15 protein-coding genes and 1 riboswitch are annotated in these 22,947 nt (G+C 60.8%); of the genes, 9 read left to right on the forward strand and 6 right to left on the reverse strand.

Translation table 11 applies throughout. The features are described from left to right. The first annotated feature begins 164 nt into the window (after positions 1-164). On the forward strand, positions 165-1,616 hold the full coding sequence (locus PG899_RS06945; RefSeq protein WP_270697295.1) for an aminoacyl-histidine dipeptidase: 1,452 nt from the start codon (positions 165-167) through the stop codon (positions 1,614-1,616). A gap of 681 nt (positions 1,617-2,297) precedes the next feature. Here the strand turns inward: PG899_RS06945 and PG899_RS06950 are convergent. The 5 genes from PG899_RS06950 to PG899_RS06970 form a co-directional block, all read right to left on the reverse strand. Continuing rightward, positions 2,298-3,299 carry an ABC transporter ATP-binding protein gene (locus PG899_RS06950; RefSeq protein ID WP_077095677.1) on the reverse strand — a complete coding sequence of 334 codons (1,002 nt, stop codon included), beginning with the start codon at positions 3,297-3,299 and terminating at the stop codon, positions 2,298-2,300. After that, positions 3,296-4,339, reverse strand: a complete 1,044-nt coding sequence (locus PG899_RS06955) for an ABC transporter ATP-binding protein (protein ID WP_077095678.1) — start codon at positions 4,337-4,339, stop codon at positions 3,296-3,298. The genes PG899_RS06950 and PG899_RS06955 overlap by 4 nt, the downstream gene beginning before the upstream one ends. A gap of 25 nt (positions 4,340-4,364) precedes the next feature. Beyond that, positions 4,365-6,182, reverse strand: coding sequence for an extracellular solute-binding protein (locus PG899_RS06960; RefSeq protein ID WP_077095679.1), 1,818 nt, complete (start codon positions 6,180-6,182; stop codon positions 4,365-4,367). Positions 6,183-6,263: 81 nt separating this feature from the next. After that, positions 6,264-7,307, reverse strand: coding sequence for an ABC transporter permease (locus PG899_RS06965; RefSeq protein ID WP_026080473.1), 1,044 nt, complete (start codon positions 7,305-7,307; stop codon positions 6,264-6,266). Beyond that, on the reverse strand, positions 7,304-8,329 hold the full coding sequence (locus tag PG899_RS06970; protein WP_011707197.1) for an ABC transporter permease subunit: 1,026 nt from the start codon (positions 8,327-8,329) through the stop codon (positions 7,304-7,306). The genes PG899_RS06965 and PG899_RS06970 overlap by 4 nt, the downstream gene beginning before the upstream one ends. Positions 8,330-9,068: 739 nt before the next feature. Here PG899_RS06970 and PG899_RS06975 point away from each other — a divergent pair. From PG899_RS06975 to PG899_RS07005, 7 genes are all read left to right on the forward strand, one after another. Next, complete coding sequence (locus PG899_RS06975) at positions 9,069-11,675, forward strand: TonB-dependent receptor plug domain-containing protein (protein WP_077095680.1); 2,607 nt, start codon at positions 9,069-9,071, stop codon at positions 11,673-11,675. Positions 11,676-11,785: 110 nt separating this feature from the next. Further along, a complete protein-coding gene (locus PG899_RS06980) occupies positions 11,786-12,550 on the forward strand; it encodes a DUF3450 domain-containing protein (RefSeq protein ID WP_011707199.1) in 765 nt (254 codons plus the stop codon). Further along, on the forward strand, positions 12,547-13,920 hold the full coding sequence (locus PG899_RS06985; RefSeq protein ID WP_190283861.1) for a MotA/TolQ/ExbB proton channel family protein: 1,374 nt from the start codon (positions 12,547-12,549) through the stop codon (positions 13,918-13,920). Before PG899_RS06980 ends, PG899_RS06985 begins: the two co-directional genes overlap by 4 nt. Positions 13,921-13,930: 10 nt before the next feature. Then, complete coding sequence (locus PG899_RS06990; protein ID WP_010633019.1) at positions 13,931-14,458, forward strand: MotA/TolQ/ExbB proton channel family protein; 528 nt, start codon at positions 13,931-13,933, stop codon at positions 14,456-14,458. Positions 14,459-14,525: 67 nt separating this feature from the next. Continuing rightward, positions 14,526-14,933 (forward strand): ExbD/TolR family protein, encoded by a 408-nt coding sequence (locus PG899_RS06995; RefSeq protein WP_010633018.1) that lies wholly within the window; start codon positions 14,526-14,528, stop codon positions 14,931-14,933. Positions 14,934-14,949: 16 nt separating this feature from the next. After that, positions 14,950-15,585 carry an energy transducer TonB gene (locus PG899_RS07000; protein WP_024943514.1) on the forward strand — a complete coding sequence of 212 codons (636 nt, stop codon included), beginning with the start codon at positions 14,950-14,952 and terminating at the stop codon, positions 15,583-15,585. 11 nt (positions 15,586-15,596) lie between these two features. Next, positions 15,597-16,832, forward strand: coding sequence for a tetratricopeptide repeat protein (locus PG899_RS07005; protein ID WP_010633016.1), 1,236 nt, complete (start codon positions 15,597-15,599; stop codon positions 16,830-16,832). Between the two features lie 345 nt (positions 16,833-17,177). Here PG899_RS07005 and PG899_RS07010 read toward each other — a convergent pair whose 3' ends face one another. Further along, a complete protein-coding gene (locus PG899_RS07010; protein ID WP_077098228.1) occupies positions 17,178-20,180 on the reverse strand; it encodes a glycosyl hydrolase family 18 protein in 3,003 nt (1,000 codons plus the stop codon). Between the two features lie 148 nt (positions 20,181-20,328). Beyond that, a riboswitch (cyclic di-GMP riboswitch) is annotated at positions 20,329-20,414 on the reverse strand. A 296-nt stretch (positions 20,415-20,710) separates the two neighbouring features. Here PG899_RS07010 and PG899_RS07015 point away from each other — a divergent pair. Continuing rightward, positions 20,711-22,855 carry an ExeM/NucH family extracellular endonuclease gene (locus PG899_RS07015; protein ID WP_077098230.1) on the forward strand — a complete coding sequence of 715 codons (2,145 nt, stop codon included), beginning with the start codon at positions 20,711-20,713 and terminating at the stop codon, positions 22,853-22,855. Positions 22,856-22,947: the final 92 nt, after the last annotated feature.

Here is a 22,947-nt window from a genome sequence, read left to right on the forward strand (position 1 = left end):
CATACCGGAGCTGTACGCTGCCATTCCCCCGCTTGCCAGCACAAGCCGCCCGCAATTTGCGCTGATCGCTCACATTTTTGTGTGATTGACTGTATTATCGTTATCCTCTTGCTCGCCCCGCTACCGGGGCCCTGTCATCTTCCGTGCTGGTAAGGAGTCCCGACGTGGCACAGCTTAGTTCTCTCTCTCCCAAACTGATTTGGCATTTCTTCGAACAGATCTGCTCCATCCCCCACCCTTCCAAGCACGAAGCCCAGCTGAGCGCCTGGATCGTCCAATGGGCACAAGGGGAAGGTCTGGCGGTCAAGCAAGATGCCGTCGGCAACATCATCATCAAGAAACCGGCCACGCCGGGGATGGAAAACCGCAAGGCCGTGGTGCTGCAGGCGCACATCGACATGGTGCCGCAGGCCAACGCCGACACCCAGCACGACTTCACCAAGGATCCCATCGATGCCTACATCGACGGTGAATGGGTCACTGCCCGCGGCACCACCCTGGGCGCCGACAACGGCATGGGCATGGCGGGCTGCCTGGCCGTGCTGGCCGACAAGACCATCAAGCACGGTCCGCTGGAAGTGCTGCTGACCACCGACGAAGAGACCGGCATGACCGGTGCCTTCGGCCTTGAAGCGGGCTGGCTGGAGGGCGAGATCCTGCTCAACACCGACTCCGAAGAGGATGGCGAGGTCTACATGGGCTGCGCCGGCGGGGTGGATGCCAATATCCGCTTCCCGCTGGAGCTGGTCGCCGCCACCGAGGGTGAAGGTTTCGAGCTGCTGGTCAAGGGCCTGCGCGGCGGCCACTCCGGGGTCGACATTCATCGCGGCCGCGGCAACGCCAACAAGCTGCTGGTGCGTCTGCTCAAGGCCGCCGAGCCGCTGGGCCTGCGTCTGGCCGAGATCCATGGCGGCACCCTGCGCAACGCCATCCCGCGCGAGGCCCGGGCCAAGCTGCTGGTGCCCGCCGCCAGCGTCAACGAATTCAAGGCCCTGGTTGACCGTTATACCGGCATCTACCAGAGCGAGCTGGCCGCCACCGAAGCCAACCTGACCGTGCTGCTCACATCCCAGGAAAAACCGGCCCAGCTGATGAGCGAGTCCCTGCAGGCCCGCCTGCTGGACTCCCTGATGGCCTGCCCGAACGGCGTCATCCGCATGAGCGATGCCATCCCGGGCGTGACCGAGACCTCCACCAACTTGGGCGTCATCAAGACCCAGGATGGCGAAGTGTACGTACAGTGCCTGATCCGCTCCCTCATCGACTCCGGTCGCGAGAGCGTCGAACAGATGACCCGCTCCCTGTTCAATCTGGCTGGCGCCAGCTGCGAGTTTACCGGCGCCTACCCGGGCTGGGCACCGAACGTGGACTCCCCGGTAATGGCGCTGGTACGCAACAGCTACCAGACCCTGTTTGGCAAGATGCCGAACGTCATGGTGATCCACGCCGGCCTCGAGTGCGGTCTGTTCAAGAGCGCCTACCCGGAGTGGGACATGGTCTCCTTCGGCCCGACCATCCGCGGCGCCCACGCCCCGGGTGAGAAGGTGCACATTCCGGCGGTCGAGCGGTTCTGGCAACTGCTGGTTCACGTGCTGGAACAGATCCCGGCCAAATAAACCCGCAGGCCAAGGCCGACCGGCCACACCACATACCCCGCCAGGTGCGGGGTATTTTTTTGCCTGCTCCCACCCTTGGCATGTTTCCCCTCGAAACCGCCGGACGGCTCTGCCGCCCCCATCCGTGGCTCATCCAGACCCGTCAGCCAGACCATCAGGTGTCAATCTGAGAGCCTGCTGAAACCGTCTCCATAAGCAACCTTGGATTTGAAAACCCTTTCTATGATTTATGTAAATTTACAACACAAAAAGTTGATCCAGCTCACAGAAGACCATAGGATCAAAGCGTGACCCAGGTCACAGATAACAAATCAACGACAGAGCAATGAGGTGAATATATGTTTGAGAATCTGGCAGTTCTGTTCCACCTGAAGGGTGTAACCAGCAAGAAAGGCGTCGTAGAGAAAGATACCTATGCGCCGGCAACCCGCAACTACTACTTCCGCTATGGCGCCTGATGCCGCCAGCGGGCAATTTCGTGAAAGCGTGATCGAACATTTAAGTAATAAAATTACAAAAACAGCAATCCACACAGCAGCCATCCCCTTGCGGGGGAGCTGTCCTGCCCTGGCCAGATGTTCCACGGCCAAACCTGAACTCCAACCATGAAGATGGGGCCCGCAGGCCCCATTTTTTATTCGCTGTTTCCCGTGCCATCTTGCTGCGATGCGGGCACCGGCATCATACCGCCTTTCCCAGGGGGATCGCCTCGGCCAGCGGCAACGGCGTGTGGCAGGCCACCTGATGATCGGCCCCGTCGCACGGCTGCAGGCTCGGCGACTTGGTGCGGCACAGCTCGCCGGCATAAGGGCAGCGTTGATGAAAGTGGCAGCCGCTCGGCGGCGAGATGGGAGACGGCACATCCCCCGTCAGCAGGATGCGCTGGCTGCGCCGACGCGGGTCCGGCACCGGAATGGCCGAAATAAGCGCCTGGGTATAGGGGTGGCGGGGTGCCAGATAGAGCGACTGGGCCTCGGCCAGCTCGACGATCCGGCCCAGATACATGACCGCAATCCGATCCGAGATGTGCTTGACCACCGACAGATCGTGGGCGATGAAGATGATGGCGAGGTTCATCTCCCGCTGCAGAGTGAGCAGCAGGTTGACTATTTGGGACTGCACCGACACATCCAGTGCCGACACCGCCTCGTCACAGACCAGCAGCTTGGGCTTGAGGGCGATGGCCCGGGCAATGCCGATGCGCTGGCGCTGGCCGCCCGAAAACTCATGGGGATAGCGATCCACCGCGCTGCCCGGCAGCCCCACCTTCTCCAGCAGCTCCTGCACCCAGACCCGCCGCTGTTCGGCGTTGCCCTTGCCGTGGATGACGAAGGGCTCCTCCAGGATCTGCCCCACCGTGTGGCGGCTGTTGAGGGATTCCGCAGGATCCTGAAACACGATCTGCATCTCCTGGCGCAAAGATCGCATCTCCTTGGGCGGGAGGTGGGTGATGTCACGCCCCTCGAAGGTGATGGTGCCGGCGGTCGGCTCGAACAACTTGAGCAGGGTGCGCCCCAGGGTCGACTTGCCGCAGCCGGACTCGCCCACCAGCCCCAGCGTCTCCCCCTGCTTGAGATCGAAGCTGATGCCGTCCACCGCGTAGACATGATACTTCTTGCGCAACAAGCCGCCGCCCAGCTGGAAGTGCTGCTTCACGTCGCGCACCGATAAAAGCGTCTTCATACGGCTAGCTCCCTCCAGTGGTGGCAGGCCACTCCATGCCGCTCGGCGAGCTGCTCGGTGGCCGGAATGGCGCTCACGCAGATCTCGGTGGCATGGGGACAACGGTTGGAGAAACGGCATCCGGCCGGCATCTCGTGCAGGGCGGGCACCTGCCCCTTGATGGTCTTGAGCAGGCTCTTGGGCTCATCTTCGAGCCGTGGGATCGAGCTCATCAGACCATGAGTATAGGGATGGCGCGGGTGGTCAAACAGCTCGAACACGTCGGCCTGCTCCACCGCCCGGCCGGCATACATCACCACCACCTCGTCGCACAGCTCCGCCACCACCCCGAGATCATGGGTGATGAAGATGATGGCCATGCCGGTCTGGGCCTGCAGCTCCTTCATCAACTCCAGGATCTGGGCCTGAATGGTCACATCGAGCGCCGTGGTCGGCTCGTCGCAGATGAGCAGCGCCGGCTCGCAGGCAAGCGCCATGGCGATCATCACCCGCTGGCGCATGCCGCCGGAGAGGTTGTGGGGATAAACGGCAAAACGCTGGGCAGGTTCGGGGATCCCCACCTTCTGCAGCATGGCGATGGCTGCCTCCCTGCGCTGGGCCTTGCTGTAGTCGGGACGGTGGAGGCGGAACACCTCCATCAGCTGATCACCGACTGTCTGCACCGGGTTGAGCGCCGTCATCGGCTCCTGAAAGATCATCGAGATGCGGTTGCCGCGCACCTTGTACATCTGATCCGGCGCAAGCGACAGCAGCTCCTCCCCCTGAAAGCGGATGGAGCCCGCCACCACCTGACCATGGGGCTTGGGCAACAGCCCCATGATGGCAAGCGAGGTGACGCTCTTGCCACAGCCGGACTCACCGACCACCCCCAGTGTCTGACCCGGGGCCACCTTGAAGCTGACCCCGTCGAGCACCTTGATCTTGCCGTCGTCGACGGCAAACTCCACCGCCAGATCGCTCACCTCCAGAATGGGGGCCTTGCTCTTGTCATCGCCCCCATGATCCCGGGTTTCGGGGTGAGGAGCCTGTGTGTTGGACATGACTGCTGCTCCCTTCTGTGCCATATCAATGACGCGCATAAGTCTTGTCGAGCAGGTTGATGGGCGTCAGCGCCTCCCCTGCCTCCTTGGCCTTCAGGGTCTCTTCCTTCACCTTGGGATCGAGCCAGAGCAAGCCGCCGCTGCTGTGAGGGTAGCCATCCATGGGCCAGTAGAGCAGATCCGGCGTGTTCTTGGTGGCGGGCACCTCGGGCAGCATCACGTAGCGCCAGCTGCTGGCCCGCACGTAGTTGAGCTGCACCCCGGGCACGAAGATGGCGAGATCATAGATACGCTGCTGGATCTGGCGAGAGAGCTCGGCCCGCTTGGCCATGTCGAACTCGACGTTGTAGGCGTCGATCAGCCCATCGAGCTCTTTGTCAGCCACGTTGAACAAATTGTTGGTCTGCGGCTTGTTGGCGTTGGCCGAGTGGAACGACTCCCAATACTGCGGATAGAGGCCGCCGCCGGCCCAGCCCATCCAGGCAGCCTCGTGTTTCTTCTCCAGCATCGCCTTGAAGCCGGTGGCGCCGTCCACCAGGTTGAGCTCCAGATCCAGCCCCGCCTTCTTGGCCTCTTCTTTGAGCACGGTCAACCGCTTGGAGTGCTCCTGGCTGGTGTAGGTGAGCGCCAGGGTCAGCCGCTCCCCCTTGTCGTTCTGCAGGATGCCGTCCGGCCCCGGTTTGCTGTAACCCGCCTTGGCAAAGTAGTCGCGCGCCTTGGCGATGTCGTAGGCCCGCTCCGGCAGCTGCATGTCGGTGAACTCGCCAAAACCCGAGCCGAAGGTGGTGGCTCTGTCGTAGTCGCCACGCAGCACGGTTTTAATCATCTTGTCGATGTTGAGGGCATACTGGATGCCGAGCCGCACGTTGAGGTCCGCCAGCTTGGGAGTGGCGATATTGAGATGCAGCCCTTGACCGCCCTGCTTGGTGTCGGTCATGGCCATCACCTTCTGCACATATCCCTGCTTGTATTCGGGGGTAACCGCTTTTTCATGCCACCAGTTGGGCAGGATCATCTCGAAGGTATCCAGCTCCCCTTTCAGGAAGTGACGAAAAGCGATGTTGTGATCGCGGATCACCTGCACCTTGATGGTGTCGAGGTTGAACCTGTGCTGGTTGTAGCGATCGTCCTTTGCCCACCACTCCTTCTGCTTGCTGAAGGTGATGGACTTGCCCTTCTTCACGTCGCTCATCACGTAGGGGCCGGTGGTGGGCACCACGGCCCAGTTGTACTGCTTCACCCAGTTGGGGGTGAGCTTGTAGTAGTGCTTGGGCTGGGGCCACAGCTCGGTGGTGTTGAGCAGGTCCAGCTTGGCCTTGCGGGTACCTGCCTTGACCAGAATGGTGTGGTCGTCAACCTTCTCCACTGCCACCACTTCGGTGGTGTAGTAGTTGTTGAACCAGGGCCCCTTGATGTCCTTGGAGCGCATCATCTCGTAGCCGAAGGTGTAGTCATCGGCAACCACCGGCTTGCCGTCCGACCACTTGGCGCGCGGATCCAGCTTGAAGTAGACGGTCTGGTTGTCCGGCGCGATGGCCCAGTGGGTCGCGAGCGACGGAATGGGGTTGCCGGTATTGGGGTGGAAGCTGATGAGCCTCAGCTGGTTATCCATGATGAAGGAGCGGAACGCGCCGTTGGAGTCCGGCCCCACAGTGCGAAACGTCAGTGGGAAACTGTCCACGAACATGGTGATGCTGCCACCCGGCAGCGCCTTGGGCGAGGCGAACACGGGGTCGGTGTCGTTGGTCTCCCATTTGAGATCTGCAGGCAGGCTGGCCGCCCACACCCAGGATCCGTTCACCAGCACAAAGAGAGCACCTATCCATTTCATTTTATTTTTCATGTTTGACTTCCAGGTCATACCCCTGCACTGGGGGCTTGTCGATTCAAGGGTGAGCAACCGGGGCCACAAGCCCGCCCCAGGTCACTGATAACGGGTAAATTTGCGCGGATCGAACGCCTCGCGGATCGCCTCGCCGATGAAGGAGACCATGATCAGCACCAGACTCACCGCTGCCACCACAGAGCTCACGATCCAGATGGCATCCAGGTTGTTGATGCCCTGGGAGAGCAGCTCCCCCCAGCTCGGGGTGGGCGGAGCCAGGCCGAAGCCCAGATAGTCCAGTGCCGTCAGGGTGGAGATGTTGCCCACCACGGCAAACGGCGCCAGGGTGACGATCATCATCAGGGTGTTGGGCAGAATGTGGTGGAAGATGATCCGCCCGGTGCCGGCCCCCTGGGCCCGCGCCGCCATCACGTAGTCCCGCGCCCGCTCCTTGTAGGTGAGGGTGCGCATGTACCAGGTGATGCCCATCCAGCCAAACAGCACGTTGATGGCCACGAACAGGCCGAAGTTGGGCTTGGCCAGCGACACCAGGATCATGATGACGTAGAGAAACGGCACCTGGGACCAGATCTCGATAAAGCGCTGCAGCACCAGGTCAAACCGCCCACCGAGGAAGCCCATCATGCAGCCGATGGTGACCCCGATGGCATAGCTGGCCACCAGCGCGATGAAGGCAAAGCCGATGGCGATGCGAAAGCCGTAGACCAGACGCGCCAGCACGTCGCGGCCGCTGGTGTCGGTGCCAAGCAGGTGGCGCTCGGCCAGGCTCGGCGCATAGGGTGGGTAGGCATCCTGCTTGAAATCCTGCTCATAGGGGTTCCAGGGCACCGGCGGCAACACCACCCAATCCCCCTTGCCATCGGCAGCGAATTTGTCTTTGAGCTGGCGATAATTGGTCTCGTACTCGTAATCGAGCCCGAACTGCTGACCCGGGATCACGTCGCCATAGGTGGGAAAATAGAGCTCCCCCTGATAGCTCACCATCAGTGCCCGACTGTTGACCAAGAGCTCCGCCAGCAGGGAGAGCAGCACCAGGGTGGTGAAGATGATGAAGGAGTAGTAACCGCGCTTGATCGATTTGAAACGCTTGAGTTTTTTTAAGGTGACAGGGTTCATGTTCACTCTCCGAACCGCACGCGGGGATCGACCAGGGCAACGCAGATGTCGGAGACGATATTGCCCACCAGCATCAGCATGGAGGTGATGGCCAGAATGCCCATCACGGTGGGGTAATCCCGCTCGACGATGGCCTCGTAACCGAGCAGACCGATGCCGTCGATGTTGAAGATGGTCTCGATGAGAAAGGAGCCGCCGAAGAAGACGGTGAGCACCGACCCTAGGTGACTGGCGATGGGGATCAGGCTGTTGCGCATCGCATGATCGGTCACCGCCTTGCGAAACGGCAGCCCCTTGGCCACGGCGGTGCGCACGTAATCCGCCGACAGGTTCTCCATCAGGCTGTTCTTCATGGTCATGGTGAGGATGGCGAAATCACCGATGGCGTAGGCGATGAGCGGCAGCAGGGCATGGGCGAACACGGTACGGATCTGATCCCAGCTGCTCTCCATGCCGTCAAACTCGTCCCCTGGGAAGCCCCCCATGGGCAGCCACTCCAGATGAAACGCGAACACTGTGATGAGGAAGATGCCCACCACGTAGGCGGGCAGCGCATAGGCCATGTAGATGAGCATGGAGCTGAGCGAGTCGAAGCGGCTGTTGTGCCTGAGCGCCTTGGCCACCCCGAGCGGAATGGAAACGGCATAACTGAGCAGAAAGGTCGCCAGCCCGAAGAAGGCGGTCACCGGCAACCTGTCCTTGATGAGGCCCCACACCGGTTCGTAATAGCGGGTCGATTCGCCAAGATCCAGCACCGCCAGCTTCTGCAGCCACTCCCAATAGGCGACCAGCATGGGCTTGTCGAGCCCGTAAAAGGCCTTGAGCTCCTCGATCTGCTCGTCGGAGAGCGCCTGCGCCCCCTTGCTGCCGCTGGAGCGGCCAGATTCGTTCTGAGAAACCTGGGCTTGCAGCAGCATGCGTTCGACCGGGCCGCCCGGCACGAAACGGGTGATGGTGAAGACGAGCAGGGTGATACCGAGAAACGTCGGGATGATCAAAAGCATCCGACGTAAGAAATACGACAGCATGGTGGAACCTCGTCCTTGTTGTTCTTTTATGGCCAGTCACATCCGGTGACAGGCCTGTCCTTCCTGGCATTACTCACTGGATAGCCAGTTATTGACAGACTATCCGCTCGGTCACTGTAAAAGCTCTGCAACAAAAATCAAGTAGAACGAAGGGCATGACATGCCCCTTTGGCAAACTGTGGAATTTACTGTGAGTTTTTTATGAAAAAGCCAACTTCAAGATAAAAAACTGCGAGATGAACAATTTAAATAACGTTTAAATTTTCAATCAAACCTACAAAAACAGCCTCACTAAAACATCTTTTACATATAAAACAACAGGATATGATAAATCAGAATTAAATCACCCATCTCTATAATGGGCAAGCTGAAATCCGGCTCGACAATGCAATCTGAACCTCAGCCGAACACGCTACCAAAACAGAAAATAATGCTAAAAAAGTCTTGGTTAGCAATATAAAAACTAGCGGGACATCCCCCTTATCGATAAGTTCAAAATTAATCAATAAAATGGAAACCACTCATTTTAACATCGATTTCACATCGTAAAATATCATCAAGTCAGAATAAACCGCTGCGAAACCGGAAGTATTAAAACATAGTCAGCTTATTGCGCCCCCCTTCCCCATCCACACCGCCTCAATTGACGTCAACCGTCAAAGCTTGATAAGCCTTACGCATCGCTCCAACGAGGGCGGTATGGAAGCAAACAAAAAAACAACCAGGAAGGATATAAGCGATGCTTAGGAAAAGCAGACTCTCTGCTGCCGTAGCGTTTGCCTTGGCGAGCGCGGCAGTAGTAGCCACCCCTGTTTTGGCCGAAGAGGGTCAAAACGTCGAAAAACTCCAGAAGATCAAGGTCACCGGCTCCCGTATCTCGCGCGTCGACGTGGAAGGTGCCACCCCGGTTGTCTCTGTCACCAAAGCCAAGATCGAACAATCCGGTCAGCAGACCGTGGCAGATTACCTGAAACAGGCCTCCTACAACTCCTTCGGCGGCGTATCCCCCTCCTCCGGCAGCTCCTTCCAGTCCCAGTCTACTGTTGGTCTGCGCGGTCTCGGCTCAGAGCGCACTCTGGTGTTGCTCAACGGCAAGCGCGTCGCCGGTTCTCCTACCATGGGTGGTACCTCCATCAACCTCAACACCATCCCCATGGCGGCTGTTGAGCGGGTGGAAGTGAACCTGGATGGCGGCTCAGCCATCTATGGTTCTGACGCCATCGGTGGCGTCATCAACGTGGTGCTGAAAGAGGGTTACGAAGGTCTGACCTTCCAAGGGCGAATTGGTAGCCCAAGCGAAAACGGCGGTGACGAAAAGAGCGGTTCCATCGTAGCCGGTATTACCGGTGAAAAAGGCTCCCTGATGACTGTCTATGAGCACGACAAGAAGGACATCATCTACAGCCGTGACCGTGACTACCTCGCCAAACAAGGTAACGAATCACCCAGCGTTTACGGTCGCAACGTGGAAGGCATCACAGGCCTGGACGGCAATGGCGATCCTATCTGGACATATGGCCCGCTGGCAGGTTCCACCAATCCTGATGGCACCTGTAAAGACCCCTTTGTAAACGCTGATGGTGGCTGTAACTTCAACTACGGCCAGGTTGCTGCCAAGACTGCCTCCCGCAGCCGTGACACCCTCTATGTAAATGGCCGCTATCACATCAATGACAACGTCGATTTCGTACCCCAGATCATTGGTTCCCGGGTCGAGAGCTTTAGCCGCTTTGCACCTGCTGCAGGCGCCTTTGCCATAGATCCTGCCAACCCGAAAAATGCGCAATTTTTCACCGACAACGGCCTGGATGCCGCGGCAACCCAAGGACTGGGCGAAGCTGCTTACGCCTACTACCGTTTCAACAACGTCGGTACCCGTGACAACTTGGTCACAGACACTACTGGCAGTATGAACCTCGGCTTTGAGGGCACCATCACAACTGAAAGCGTTGGTGACATGCAGTGGAATGCCGGCTACATGTACTCCAAGACAGACAACAAGGAAAACGGCACTGGCTATGTGCTGAAGTCTGCCGCCCAAAAGGCTATTGAGGATGGCAAGTTTGTCGGTGGTGAATTTGATTCCTCCACCACGGCCTCCATGGCCGCCGACACCAGCCGCCGTTCCACCATGGACTTCTACCAGTGGTATGCCGGTGTCCAGTGGGACATGGGAGAACTGCCGGCAGGGCCGGTCAGCTGGTACGCAGGTGCCGAATACAACGACTGGGTCTATGCCGACAAATACGATGCCCAATCGGAAGCTGGCAACATCATAGGCTCCGCCGGTAACTCCTCTGGTGGTGTTCGTGACGTGACTGCTGCCTACATCGAGTCCCTGGTACCCATCACCGATCAGATTGAGCTCAACGTCGCCGGTCGCTTCGACAAATACAGCGACTTCGGCAGTGCCTTCTCACCCAAGACCAGTCTGCGCTACCAGCCGCTGGACAACCTGATGCTGCGCACTTCCTGGTCTCGTTCGTTCCGGGCTCCCAGTCTGAGTGATCTCTACTCTGCAGACTCCTTCTCGGCCGACTGGGCCAAGGACTATGTCTATTGCGAAGCAAACGGTATCTCGGCTGCTGCTTGCCCCAACAAACAGTACGATACCACGCGGACTTCAAACGAAAAGCTGAAGGAAGAGACCGCAGACACCTGGAACTTCGGCGTGGCCTACAGCCCGCTGGATGACCTGAACCTGTCACTGGACTACTACACGGTCAAAATCACCGACGTCATCCAGCTGAACTCTCTGCAGTCCATCATCTATGACGAACTGAACAACGGCAGCTCCAGCAACATCACTCGTAACAGCCAAGGCAAGATCAAGGGCGCTATCGCTCCCATGGTCAACTTGGGTGAACTGAACACCAGCGGCCTGGATTTCAAGGCTGACTACAAGTACGACCTGAACGTGGCAACCATTCGTTATGACTTCGGTGGTACCTACATCCTGGAATACAAGGAAGGTCTTTATGCCGGTGGGCCGGTTGTAGACAAGATTGGCCAGAACGGCAAGCCGCAGCTGCGCTTCAACTCCGGTGTCGGGGTCAATGTGCCGCAGTGGTGGAACATGGACACCTACCTGAGCGCCAGCTACATCGACTCCCAGAGCCAGGACTACATTGCCGATACCGGTGAGGAAGTGGGTCATATCGCCTCCCAGACCACCTGGAACCTGAACGTCGGTGTGGATGCCCCCTGGGACGGCAAGATCCAGGTCGGTGTGAAGAACATGTTCAACGTAGGTCCGTCTCTTGAGAGCGATGGTTTCACCTACGACGAAGATGTGTACAGCATCGATGGTCGTATCTACTACCTCGACTACACCCAGAAGTTTTAATCCACTCCCGTTGAGATATAAACCCAAGCCGGCCCGGTCGGGCCGGCTTTGCCCAACGTCCAAGGAAGTTACGGAGATAGGGTAATCCTATGAAAACAAGGACAATTACAATGAAGAAAGCGCTCCTCGGCAGCCTGGTTTCTGCTGCCTTGCTGACCAGCTTCAATCTGAGTGCCGCCTCTGCCAGCCAGGCAGTGGACGCTCAAGCCGCCACCGACAATGCATCCAAAGTGTCCCAGCAGAAGATCGACAGCTACGCCGACTCTGCCGAATCCGCCCTCGCCCAGTACAAGGCCGCCCTGCGTCAGGTCGACAGCCTGCGTACCTACAACGAGCAGGTGGGCAAGATGGTCGACTCCCAGAGCAGCGAACTGGCCTCGATGCAGCGCCAGATCGCCCAGATCGATCAGACCAGCACCGAAGTGGTGCCGCTGATGCTCAAGATGATCGACTCCCTCGAGCAGTTCGTGGCGCTGGATCTGCCGTTCCAGAAGGTCGAGCGGGAGGATCGCGTCGCGGCCCTGACCGACCTGATGAACCGGGCCGACGTCACCATCTCCGAGAAGTACCGCAAGATCCTGGAGGCCTACCAGATCGAGGAGGGCTTCAGCCGCACCATCGAATCCTACAAGGCCAGCCTGGCCAAGGATGGCGGCGAGAAGACCTACGAGTTCCTGCGCGTCGGCCGCATCGCCCTGCTCTACCAGTCCCCGGACGGCAATGAGACCGGCATGTGGAACAAGAAGACCCGTCAGTGGGAAGAGTTGCCCCAGGAGTATCGCAGTGCAGTGGAACAGGGCCTTCGCATCGCCAAGAAGCAGGCGCCCCCCGCCCTCATCAAGCTGCCGGTTCAAACTGCGGAGAAAGCATCATGAAAGGAATCAAACTTGCCATCGCCTCGCTGATCGCGGGCGCGACCCTGCTCACCCTGCCGGTGACCGCCGCCGAGAAACCGGTGGACCTGAACGCCCTGCTCAATCAGGTCAAAGCCGCCAGCACCACCGAATCCCAGCTCAACAAGGAGCGGGAAGCCCGCTTCCTGGCCGACAAGAACGAGCAGGCCGCCCTGCTGGTCAAGGCCAAGGCAGAACTGGCCGCCGAAACGGCCAAGGGTGAGCGGCTCAAGGCCACCTTCGATGCCAACGACAAGCAGCTGACCGAGCTGACAGAGACCCTGCGCCAGCGTGCCGGCAACATGGGCGAGATGTTCGGGGTGCTGCGCCAGTTCGCCGGCGAGTTCAAGGGGATCTTCAACGCCTCTGCCCGCCGGGTCGAGCATCCGGAGCAGACCGCCCTGCTGACCCGCCTGGCCGAGAGCAAAGAGCTGCCCTCCAGCGATGACCTGACCGCCTTCTGGACCACCACCCTCAGCCGCATGGTCGACGGTGGCAAGGTCAGCCAGATCCCGGCCACCGTGGTCTATGGCGAGGGCAACCAGGCCGAGAAGACCGTCACCCAGATCGGCGAGTTCAACACCGTCTCCGAAGGCAAGTACCTGACCTTCGTGCCGGAGACCGGCAAGTTCGAACAGCTGCCCCGCCAACCCGACAAGGGGGTGCTGGAACCCATCGCCTACTTTGAACAGGGTGGCGGCGGCGTCAAGCCGATCTTCGTCGACCCGTCCCGCGGCGTGATCCTCTCCCTGCTGGTGCAGTCGCCGACCCTGAAGGAGCGGATCGATCAGGGTGGTGAAGTGGGTTACGTCATCATGGTACTCGGTGTGCTCGGTACCCTGCTGGCGTTGTTCTGCGGCGCTCGCCTCTCCCTCATCGGCGGATCCATGCGCAAGCAGCTGAAATCCGATCAGATTATCAAGGGCAACCCCATCGGCGAGATGCTGGGGGCCTACCAGAGCCATCGTGGCGACAACATCGAGGATCTGGAGTCCAAGCTCGACGAGATCATCCTGCGCAACGTGCCCAAGTTCGAGAAGGGCATCAGCATCATCAAGCTGATCGCCTCGGTCGCGCCGCTGCTGGGTCTGCTGGGTACCGTGGTCGGCATGATCGCCACCTTCCAGGCCATCACCCTGTTCGGTACCGGCGATCCCAAGCTGATGGCAGGCGGTATCTCCGAAGCCCTGGTCACCACCATGCAGGGTCTGGTGGTCGCCGTGCCCATGCTGTTCCTCTACACCATCGTACAGACCCAGAGCCGTCGTCTGATCCAGGTGCTGGAAGAGCAGAGCGCCGGTTTTGTCGCCCGCTACCAGGAACGTCTGCACGCCTCCAAAGCCGCAGCGTAAGGAGTCATCCATGTGGTTCTGGTTGATTGAAGAAGTCGAGTCGGTCCGCCGGTTTCTGGGATTGGGGGGCGACGTACTGGTCGCCCTGTTCTTCCTGACCCTGATGATGTGGGCCCTGCTGCTGGAGCGCTGGTTCTACTTCATGGCGGTCTACCCCAAGCAGGTGAAGCAGACCAAGGCCGCCTGGCTGGCCCGCAGCGATCACCTCTCCTGGTCCGCCAAGCAGATCCGGCGCGAGCTGGTCTCCCGGGTGGCCATGGCGGTGGACAAGGGGATGCCGGTCATCAAAGTGCTGATCGCCCTCTGCCCGCTGATGGGGTTGCTCGGAACCGTGGTCGGCATGGTACAGGTGTTCGACACCCTGGCCATCACCGGCACCGGCTCACCGCGGGCGATGGCCTCGGGGATCTCCAAGGCGACGGTACCGACCATGGCAGGCATGATTGCCGCCCTTTCCGGCCTGTTTTTTGTCAACCAGCTCGATCACAAGGCCAAGCTGGCGGTCGAGAAGCTGGAAGACAACCTGAAACACGGTTGATGCAGGATGCACTCCCCCGCCGGACCCGACTCTGGCGGGGGCACAGAACAAGCAAGGAGTTTTTGCCATGAGAAAACGTCACAGCGACAGCAGTGCTGATGAGGCGGCCATCGATTTGACCCCCATGCTGGACATAGTGTTCATCATGCTGATCTTCTTCATCGTCACCACCTCGTTCGTCAAGGAGTCCGGTGTGGAGATCAACCGCCCGAGCGCCAGCACGGCCGAGACGGTGAAGAAGGGGAACATCATGGTCGCGGTCCGTGAAAACGGCCAGGTCTGGGTCGACAAGCGCATCGTCGAAGTAGGTGCCGTGCGCGCCAACATCGAGCGGCTGCGGGCCGAAAACCCGGAGAGCGCCGTGGTGATCCAGGCCGATACCGAATCCCGTTCAGGTCTGGTGGTCCAGGTCATGGATCAGATCCGCATGGCCGGTGTCCAGAACATCTCCATCGCGGCGAGCAAGAGCAGCTGATGCCGGAGCGAGCACCATGAGATACCTGATATCGTTGGCGGTCTCCTGTGTGGTGGTGTTCTTCCTGTTTCTGGGAATGAACAAGCTCATCACACCGGATCACCGGGAGTTGGTGGAGAAGGAGGACGTCAGCATGACCGACTTCATCCGCATCAAGCCTCAGGAGACCCTGCAAGAGAGACAACGCGAGCTGCCCAAGCCGCCGCCCCCGAACCGGCCCCCTCCCCCTCCCGAGATGGAAGTGGCCAGCACGGATCGGCCGCAGATGGAGAGCTCGCCGATGGACATGCCCAAACTCGACATTCCGGTCAACATCGGTGGTGGCAACGCCCTCGGTGCCTACAGCACCGGCGGCGGTGGTGGTGGCATGGGTGGCAACAACGGCGCCATTCCGCTGGCGACCTTCGAGCCCATGATGCCTCGCAAGGCGGCGCTGGCCGGCCTTGCCTCTGGCAAGGTGCTGGTGGAGTTCACCGTCACCGAGCGCGGCACCGTCAGCAACGTGCGGATCGTCAAAGAGGATCCCCGCAGCTACGACCTCGGCAAGGAGGCCCGCAAGACCATCGCCAAATGGACGTTCAAGCCGGCCATGGTCGATGGCAAGCCGCAGGCCACCCGCATGCAGCAAGAAATCGAGTTTGCGGTCAACTAAGGAAGGTGGCGATGAAAAAGTTACATACCCTGATCCTCGCCCCGGTCGCCATGGCGGTGCTGCTCAGCACCGCCGGTTGGGCCGCCGAGCAGCCCGCCCTCTCTGATCGCGCCTATCGTGCGGTCAACAAGGCGCAGGCACTGATCACCGAGAAGAAATACGGCGAGGCCAATGCCAAGCTGCAGGAGGCGCTGTCCGGCGCCGGCGAGCGGGTTTACGACAAGGGGGTCATTCTGCAGACCCTGGGCTTCGTGGCGGCGCAACAAGAGAAGTACGGTCAGGCGACCAAGTACTTCGCCGATGCCATCGCCACTGGCGGGCTGCCCCAGCCGGTGGCCCAGCAGGTGCGCTACAACCTGGCCCAGCTCTACATGGCGGAGGGGAACTTCAAGGCCTCCATCAGCACCATGAACCAGTGGTTCGCGAACCTCGGCAAGGACGAGAAACCGACCCCGCACGCCTACATCACGCTGGCCAACGCCCATGTGCAGCTCAAGCAGTATCGAGAAGCCATTCCGGCGGTGGACAACGCGATCAAGCTCTCCGCGGGCAAGGCGCCGGAGTCCTGGTACCTGCTGAAGATGGCAGCTCACTACGAGCTGAAGCAGTACAAGCCGGCCACCGAGGTGCTGACCGCACTGGTCGACCGCTACCCGGAGAAGAAGAAGTACTGGACCCAGCTCTCGGCCATGCACATGCAGGCGGGCAACGATGCCAAGGCCCTGGCGGCGCTGGAAGGCGCCTACAACCTCGGCATGCTGACCGAAGCCAGCGAGCTGCAGCGCCTCGCCAACTACCTGGCCTTCGCCGGCATTCCCCACCGCGCCGCCCGCGTGATGGAGAAGGCGATGAAGGAAGGGACCATCGAGAGCAACGCAGCCAACTACAAGACCCTGGCCAACTACTGGCACCAGGCCAAGGAGCTGGACCCGGCCATCGACACCCTGGCCAAGTCCTACAAGCTGGCCCCCAGTGCCGATCTGCAGTTGAAGATGGCGCGCATGATGATCCAGAGCAAGCGCTACCAGGATCTGGTGGCCTTCGCCGCCAAGCCCGCCGCCAACGCCAGCGGCGAGCAGCGGGCGGATCTGAAGTTCCTGACCGGGGTCGCCTATTTTGAGCAGCAAAAGCCGAAGGAGGCACTCTCCGCCTTCACCCAGGCTGCCCAGAACGGCAACGTCAGCGGCCGCGCCTCCCCCTGGATCAGCTTCTTGAAAGAGCAGCAGGGCGGCGCCGTCACCCAATAAGCAACCCTGGCGTACCAGCCCGGAGCATCTGTTCCCGGCATGGCACGCAATGACACCCGGCAGGACGGGCTCCCGCCCTACCGATCAACAACAAGGGGATTACCCCGCAGATTGCCTTGGTGGCAATTGGCCGCTCCCCGGAGCGGTCTTTTTTATGCCCCTGCCTTTATTACCCCGCCATAAAAAAATCCGGAGCCTGGGCTCCGGATTGGGTCATTACCTTGCGAGAGAACAGGCCATGCAGAGTGCCGGCCTGCCTCTCAAACGGTCATCAGTAGCTACACACCAGTTTCCAGCTGCTATCGCCCGCTCTGAGCTCGCTGCTGGTGCGGCAGCTTGGACAACTCAGTAGCTGCATACCAGTTTCCAGCTGCCGTCGCCCGCCTTAGGCTCGCTGCTGGTCCACCAGTTGGCCTGCCAGACCGCCTTGTTGTTGGTCATACGATCACCACCGTTGGCGTGATCCCCCTGCGGCCAGGTCGGATAGGCCTTGTAGGCGGCCGGATTGACGTTCTGGCTGCTGCAGGTGCTACCGCCCGGGTTCTCACCGCCACCACTGCTGCCCAGCACGGCCTCCGGCAGGGTCGGGAACTCGGCCTTGAGACCCGCAGTCTGGGTGCCGCTGATGATGCGGATACCGCTCGGCACACCGGCGGCCGGCAGATAGTAGGTCATCGCCACTTCCACGTCGCTGCCCGGCGCCCACGCCTTCCAGGTCGGCAGCGTGAAGGCCGCCTTGTGGAAATCCTTCTCGCCCGCGATGCCGTCGGAGTTCTGGTTGCCGCCGCTCTCCACCACTTTCAGCCCCATCCCACTCTGGTCGGTGATGGTGTCGGAGGTGGAGGTGGGCACCAGGAACTCGATGCGGGTACCGCCCGGAATGGTCTGGGTCGAGTTGTTGGTGAGCTTCAGGGTCGGGTTGATCGGGTAGTTGGAATCCCCCTCCTTGAAGCCGGAGAGGCTCACCGCGATGTCGAGCTGGGCGGTTGGCGCCGCCAGATCGTTCTGCCTGGTGTCGTACTTGGTCGCCTTGGCAAACTTGTCGTAGGCGAGCGTGGTCAGGGTATCCCCCATGCCGTACTCGTTCTTGGCCGGATCGAAGGCGTAGTCACCCGCCATCTCCCAGAACATGACCCCGCCCAGGCCCCGCTTGATGATGTAGTCGAGCTTGTGGCCCATGGACTCTTCATCTTCGGTGGAGAGGAACACCTTCTTCTCTTCGTTCCACAGCCAAGGCGCCTGCGCCTTGTCATCGTAGTAACGCACGTACTTGCCCTGCATCACGTGAGCCGGGTTGTTGGGATCCAGACCCCAGGCCTGACCGTAGCTCGGCATGGTGGTGATACCCAGGCTGGCGGCGTTCTCCAGGTTCTTGGCGTGCCACATGGGCACGGCACCGCCGCCGATCTCCTTGCCGTTCTTGTCGAGATCGTGCCAGATGTTGTCGATGCCGACCGCCCCGTTGCCGCACGGAATGGTGCTGCCGCCGGTACCCGGCTGACAATCGCTCTGGCTCGGCAGTACTGCCTTGCCGCCCAGGCCGTGGGTGCCACCGCTGACCCCTTGCCAGCCGCGGGTGTAGTAAGGCACGCCCACGTTGATCTTGCCGGCCGCCAGGGCGCCACGGAAGTAGTGGGCAGACCAGGCCGCGTTGAGGTAGCCAATGCCGCCAAACTGGCTCTGGGTATAGACGCCCCAGTGGGCAAGTTCGGCATCCGCCTTGTTGTCGAACAGGGCGGCGTTGTGACCGACGAAGTTGTTCCAGGCGCCGTGGAAGTCGTAGGTCATCAGGTTGACGTAGTCGAGGTACTGGGTGACCTGGAAGTTCTCCATGCCGCGCAGCAGATAGGCCGAGGCCGGCGAGGCGATGGTCAGCATGTACTTGCGACCATCCTCGCTGCCGGCGCTGTCGAGCTTGCTGCGCAGGGTCTGCATCAGCACCTTGTAGTTGGCAAACAGCTTGCCGCGGCACTGGTTGGAGAGCGGGAAGTCGTTGGGGTTGCCCGCATCCTTCATGGAGGTGGGATACTCGTAGTCGACGTCGACCCCGTCAAAGCCGTACTGACGGATGAAGCTCACCGCCGAGTTGGCAAAGGCGTTGATGCCGTCGGTGTTGACCGAGCAGTCACCCTTGGTGGTGGCGGTATAGAAGCCGCGGGTATCGGCCCAGCCCCCCACCGAGATCAGGGTCTTCACGTCCGGATACTGCTTCTTGTACTTGGACAGCAGGTTGAAGTGGCCCTGGTAGGCGAACTCCGGATCCATCTCGGCACCCGGCACGCCGTCCCAGGTCATCTTGGTCGCCGAGTCATCCACCTTGATGGTGTGGCTCTGCTCGTCCACCGCCGCGAAGGCGTAGTTGATGTGGGTGATCTTGTCCCAGGGGATGTCGCTCACCAGGTAGGAGGGCAAGCCGTTCTTGCCGGTACGCCAGGAGGTGAAGTAACCGATGACCCGGCGGGCGTGGTCATCCCCCATGCACTCGTAGCCATCCGGACGGTAGATCTGACGAATGTCGCAGGAGAGATTGCCACCGGTGGGCGGCAAGGCGGCCTCTTCCACCTGCACGTCGACCTGGCTCGACTCGCCGCTCAGGTTCTCCTTGTCGGTCGCCACCAGCTTGAGGCCGGCCAGCCCCTTGCTCTGGGGCGTCCAGTTCACCTGCCAGGGGGCACTGGTGTCTTCACCCACTTTCTTGCCATCGACGAACAGCTCGACCTTGGCGACGTCGTTGTTGGCATCGGTGACGTTGCCGCTCACTGCCACGCTGCGACCCAGGGTCACCTTGGCGCCAGCGGCCGGGCTCGCGATGCTCACCTTGGGCGCCTCTGGCGCCACCACGGCGGCGACCTTGAAGCTGGAATCCGCTTCGCTCAGCACCTTGCCATCTTTATCCAGTGCCCGAGCCTTGAGGGCGTGGGCGCCGACACCGGCGGCACTCCAGCTGCCGTTCCAGGGCGAGGCGCTCGCCGTGGCCACCAGCTTGCCGTCGATGAGGTATTCCACCCGAACCAGCGCCGTCACCGGGCCGCTCAGGGTCACCGCCAGTGCAACGCTGGCCCCCTCGTTGAAACTTGCGCCGGCAGCCGGCGAGCTGACGGCTACGCCGAGCGCCGGAGGCGGCACGTCCCCGCCATAGAGTTTCCAGGCATCGGCCCAGACCACACCCACCCCGGGGGCGTAGTGATAGGGCGAGGCCCCGCACCAGCCGGAGTAGGGAAATTCTTTGCACTCATAGAGATTGCCGACGTTGCTGACGATGTCGCCGGCCTTGTAGGCGGTACCGGCCTGATAGGCGGGATAGGCGGCCTGTGCCCAGGCGGGCATGGCAGCCAAAGCCACCAGCATGGCAAGCCTGCTGGGCCTTAGGATCTGTTGCATATTGTTATCTTCCTTGTTTTGTCTTGGCATTGGTCACCAAGGCAAAGAACAAGCGCAACCTGCGTGATGGGCGCAGACAACTGGCAATGGACCTGCCACAAACGTCACCCTCACCCTGGGAAGCCCCGCTATCTGGATCGCACGATCTGAAGACCGGAGGCATTGCGTCCCGGCATCTCGACCGGTTTGCCCTTTACCTGGGTTCCGTGAGGAACAAGCCGAGTATAGGAATCAACCAGCCGAGTCTCAATCTTCATTCTCGAGGAAAAATATGTGGATGCCAGCCAGATCACATTTTCACTGATGTGACGAAATAACTGTTTTGTCATTAATTTCATACTGTTAGCCAAGTCAAAAAAACCGGCATTGCCCTCATTTGTATCCCCGTAATGTGCGTTGGCTCACTGGTATGACATGCCAGAAATGTGACAATGCGCGCCCTTGGCCAATGCGCCAAGGCTATGGAAACACTGGCAAAAAATAAAAAAGGAACAGTTATGAAAGGAACACGTACCCTACTGTCGCTGGCCGTGGGGCTTGCGCTCGCCTCCCCGTCCGTCTATGCCGCCGGCTTCAGCTGCCCGGCCGACAGTGCCCTCACCCCGATCCCGGTCATTCAGGGCAGCGGCGACAAGAGCCCGCTCATTCCCGCCGACAAGTTCGAAAGCCCCCAGAGCGTCATGGTCAAGGCGGTAGTCTCTGGCCTTGGCGAGAGCCTCAACAAGGGGTTCTACCTGCTGGATGTGCAGGGCGACGGCAACCCCCAGACCTCGGACGGCATCTTCGTCTTCCTGAACGACAAGAACTTCGCCAGCAAGTACCCGGACATCAAGCCGGGTGCCGAAGTCTGCCTGGAGGCCAAGGTCGAGGAGTATTACAACCACACCCAGCTCAAGCCGGTGTTTGACAGCGGCACTCCGCGCCTGCAGGTCGTCGCTCAGGGCTCCGTCCCGGCCGCCATCCCGCTGCGGGTGCTGGAAAACGAAACCCTGGCCCGGGCGCTGGAGCGCCACGAAGGGATGCGGGTACGGCTCGATGCCGACAGCGCGCTCAAAATCAGCCGCAACTTCAGCTATGACTACGCCGCCCGGCGCAACAACCTGGTGCTCTCCCACCAGGCACCGCTGATGAAACCGACCCAGCTGCACGATGCCGACAGCAAGGCAGCCAAGGCGCTGGCCAAGGCCAACGCCGGCAACCGGGTGTTCCTCGAATCGGACTTCAAGGCCGCCGACGGCAAACTGCCCTGGCTGCCGGCCTGGGAGCCGGAGCAGGGTTACCTGCGCATCGGCGATGCCCCGGTCAATCTGGACGCCATGGTGGGCTACAGCTACAACGAGTACCGGCTGATCGTGCCGCAGGATCAGGTGATCACCGCTGGCGATCTGCTGCGCACCAGCGACAACGACCGCCAGAGCGCCCCGGCCCGTGCCGACGGCACCGATCTGCGCGTCGGCAGCTTCAACGTGCTCAACTACTTCACCAGCCACTCCAGCGTGGGCGGTGCCCTCAACGTGCTGTGCAAGGATCAGGCGGATGCGGACAGCGCCAAGGGCTGCAACCGCGGCGCCAAGAACCTGGAAGATTTCCAGAAGCAGCGCGCCAAGATCGTCAACGCCATCACCGAGATGGATGCCGACCTGCTCGGCCTGATGGAGATGGAGAACAACGGCTTTGACAGCCACTCCGCCATCAGCGACCTGGTACAGGCTCTCAACGCCCAGCAGAAAGAGGCGGGCAAGCAGTACGCCTTCGTCACCCTGCCCAAGGCGCTGCTGCAGGGCGAGCACTACTTCGGTGGCGACGCCATCATGGTGGCCATGATCTACCGGCCGGCCAAGCTGGCACCGCAAGGGGACGCCAACGTCATCACCCTGCCGGTGCAGAAATACCTGGATGCCAAAGGGGTCGAGAAACAGGCCTCCCAGCGTGACTCCCTGGTGCAGACCTTCACCGTCGAGGGCAGCAAGGATCCGCTGACCCTGGTGGTCAACCATCTGAAGTCCAAGGGCTCAGGCTGCCTCGAGAACCTGGACGGCAAGGAGCCGGCCGATCTGCAGGGCAAGTGCACCGAGTTCCGGGTCAGTGCCGCCAAGGTGCTGGGCGAGGCGGTGAGCAAGCTGCCCGGTCAGGTGCTGCTGGTGGGCGACTTCAACTCCTACGCCCGGGAAGATGCGATCCGGGTGCTGACCGACTATGTGCCGACCGACGGCCAGCGCAAGATAGTCTCCGCCTCCCAGACCTTCCTCGGCGACCAGGTCTTTGAGCAGACCGGCAGCGAAGTGGCCAAGAGCTACGGCCTGGTGGACATGAACGTCAAGTTCAACAAGGAGAAGGCCATCTCCTACAGCTACGAGGCCGAACTCGGCACCCTGGATTATGCCCTCGCCAACCCGGCGCTGGCCGGCAAGGTGATCGCCGTGGCCGACTGGCACATCAACTCGTTCGAGAGCAACCTGTTCGAGTACGGCCGGGACTTCACCGGCGACATGATCAAGTCGGACAACCCGTTCAGCGCCTCCGACCACGATCCCATCATCGTCGACCTCAAGCTGAAAGAGGAGAGCAACGGCGGTGGTGGTGCCATAGGAGCCCTGCTGCTGGCGCTGCTGCCGCTGGCCTGGCGTCGTCGCCACGGCTGATGACCCGCCATCAAACCAAAAGCCCGCAGCGATGCGGGCTTTTTATTGGCCAGCCGGCACGACCGGTGAACGGAGCACAAAACAAAAAGGCC

Source organism: Aeromonas sp. QDB39 (genome assembly GCF_027707585.1).
GTDB classification, from domain to species: domain Bacteria; phylum Pseudomonadota; class Gammaproteobacteria; order Enterobacterales; family Aeromonadaceae; genus Aeromonas; species Aeromonas hydrophila.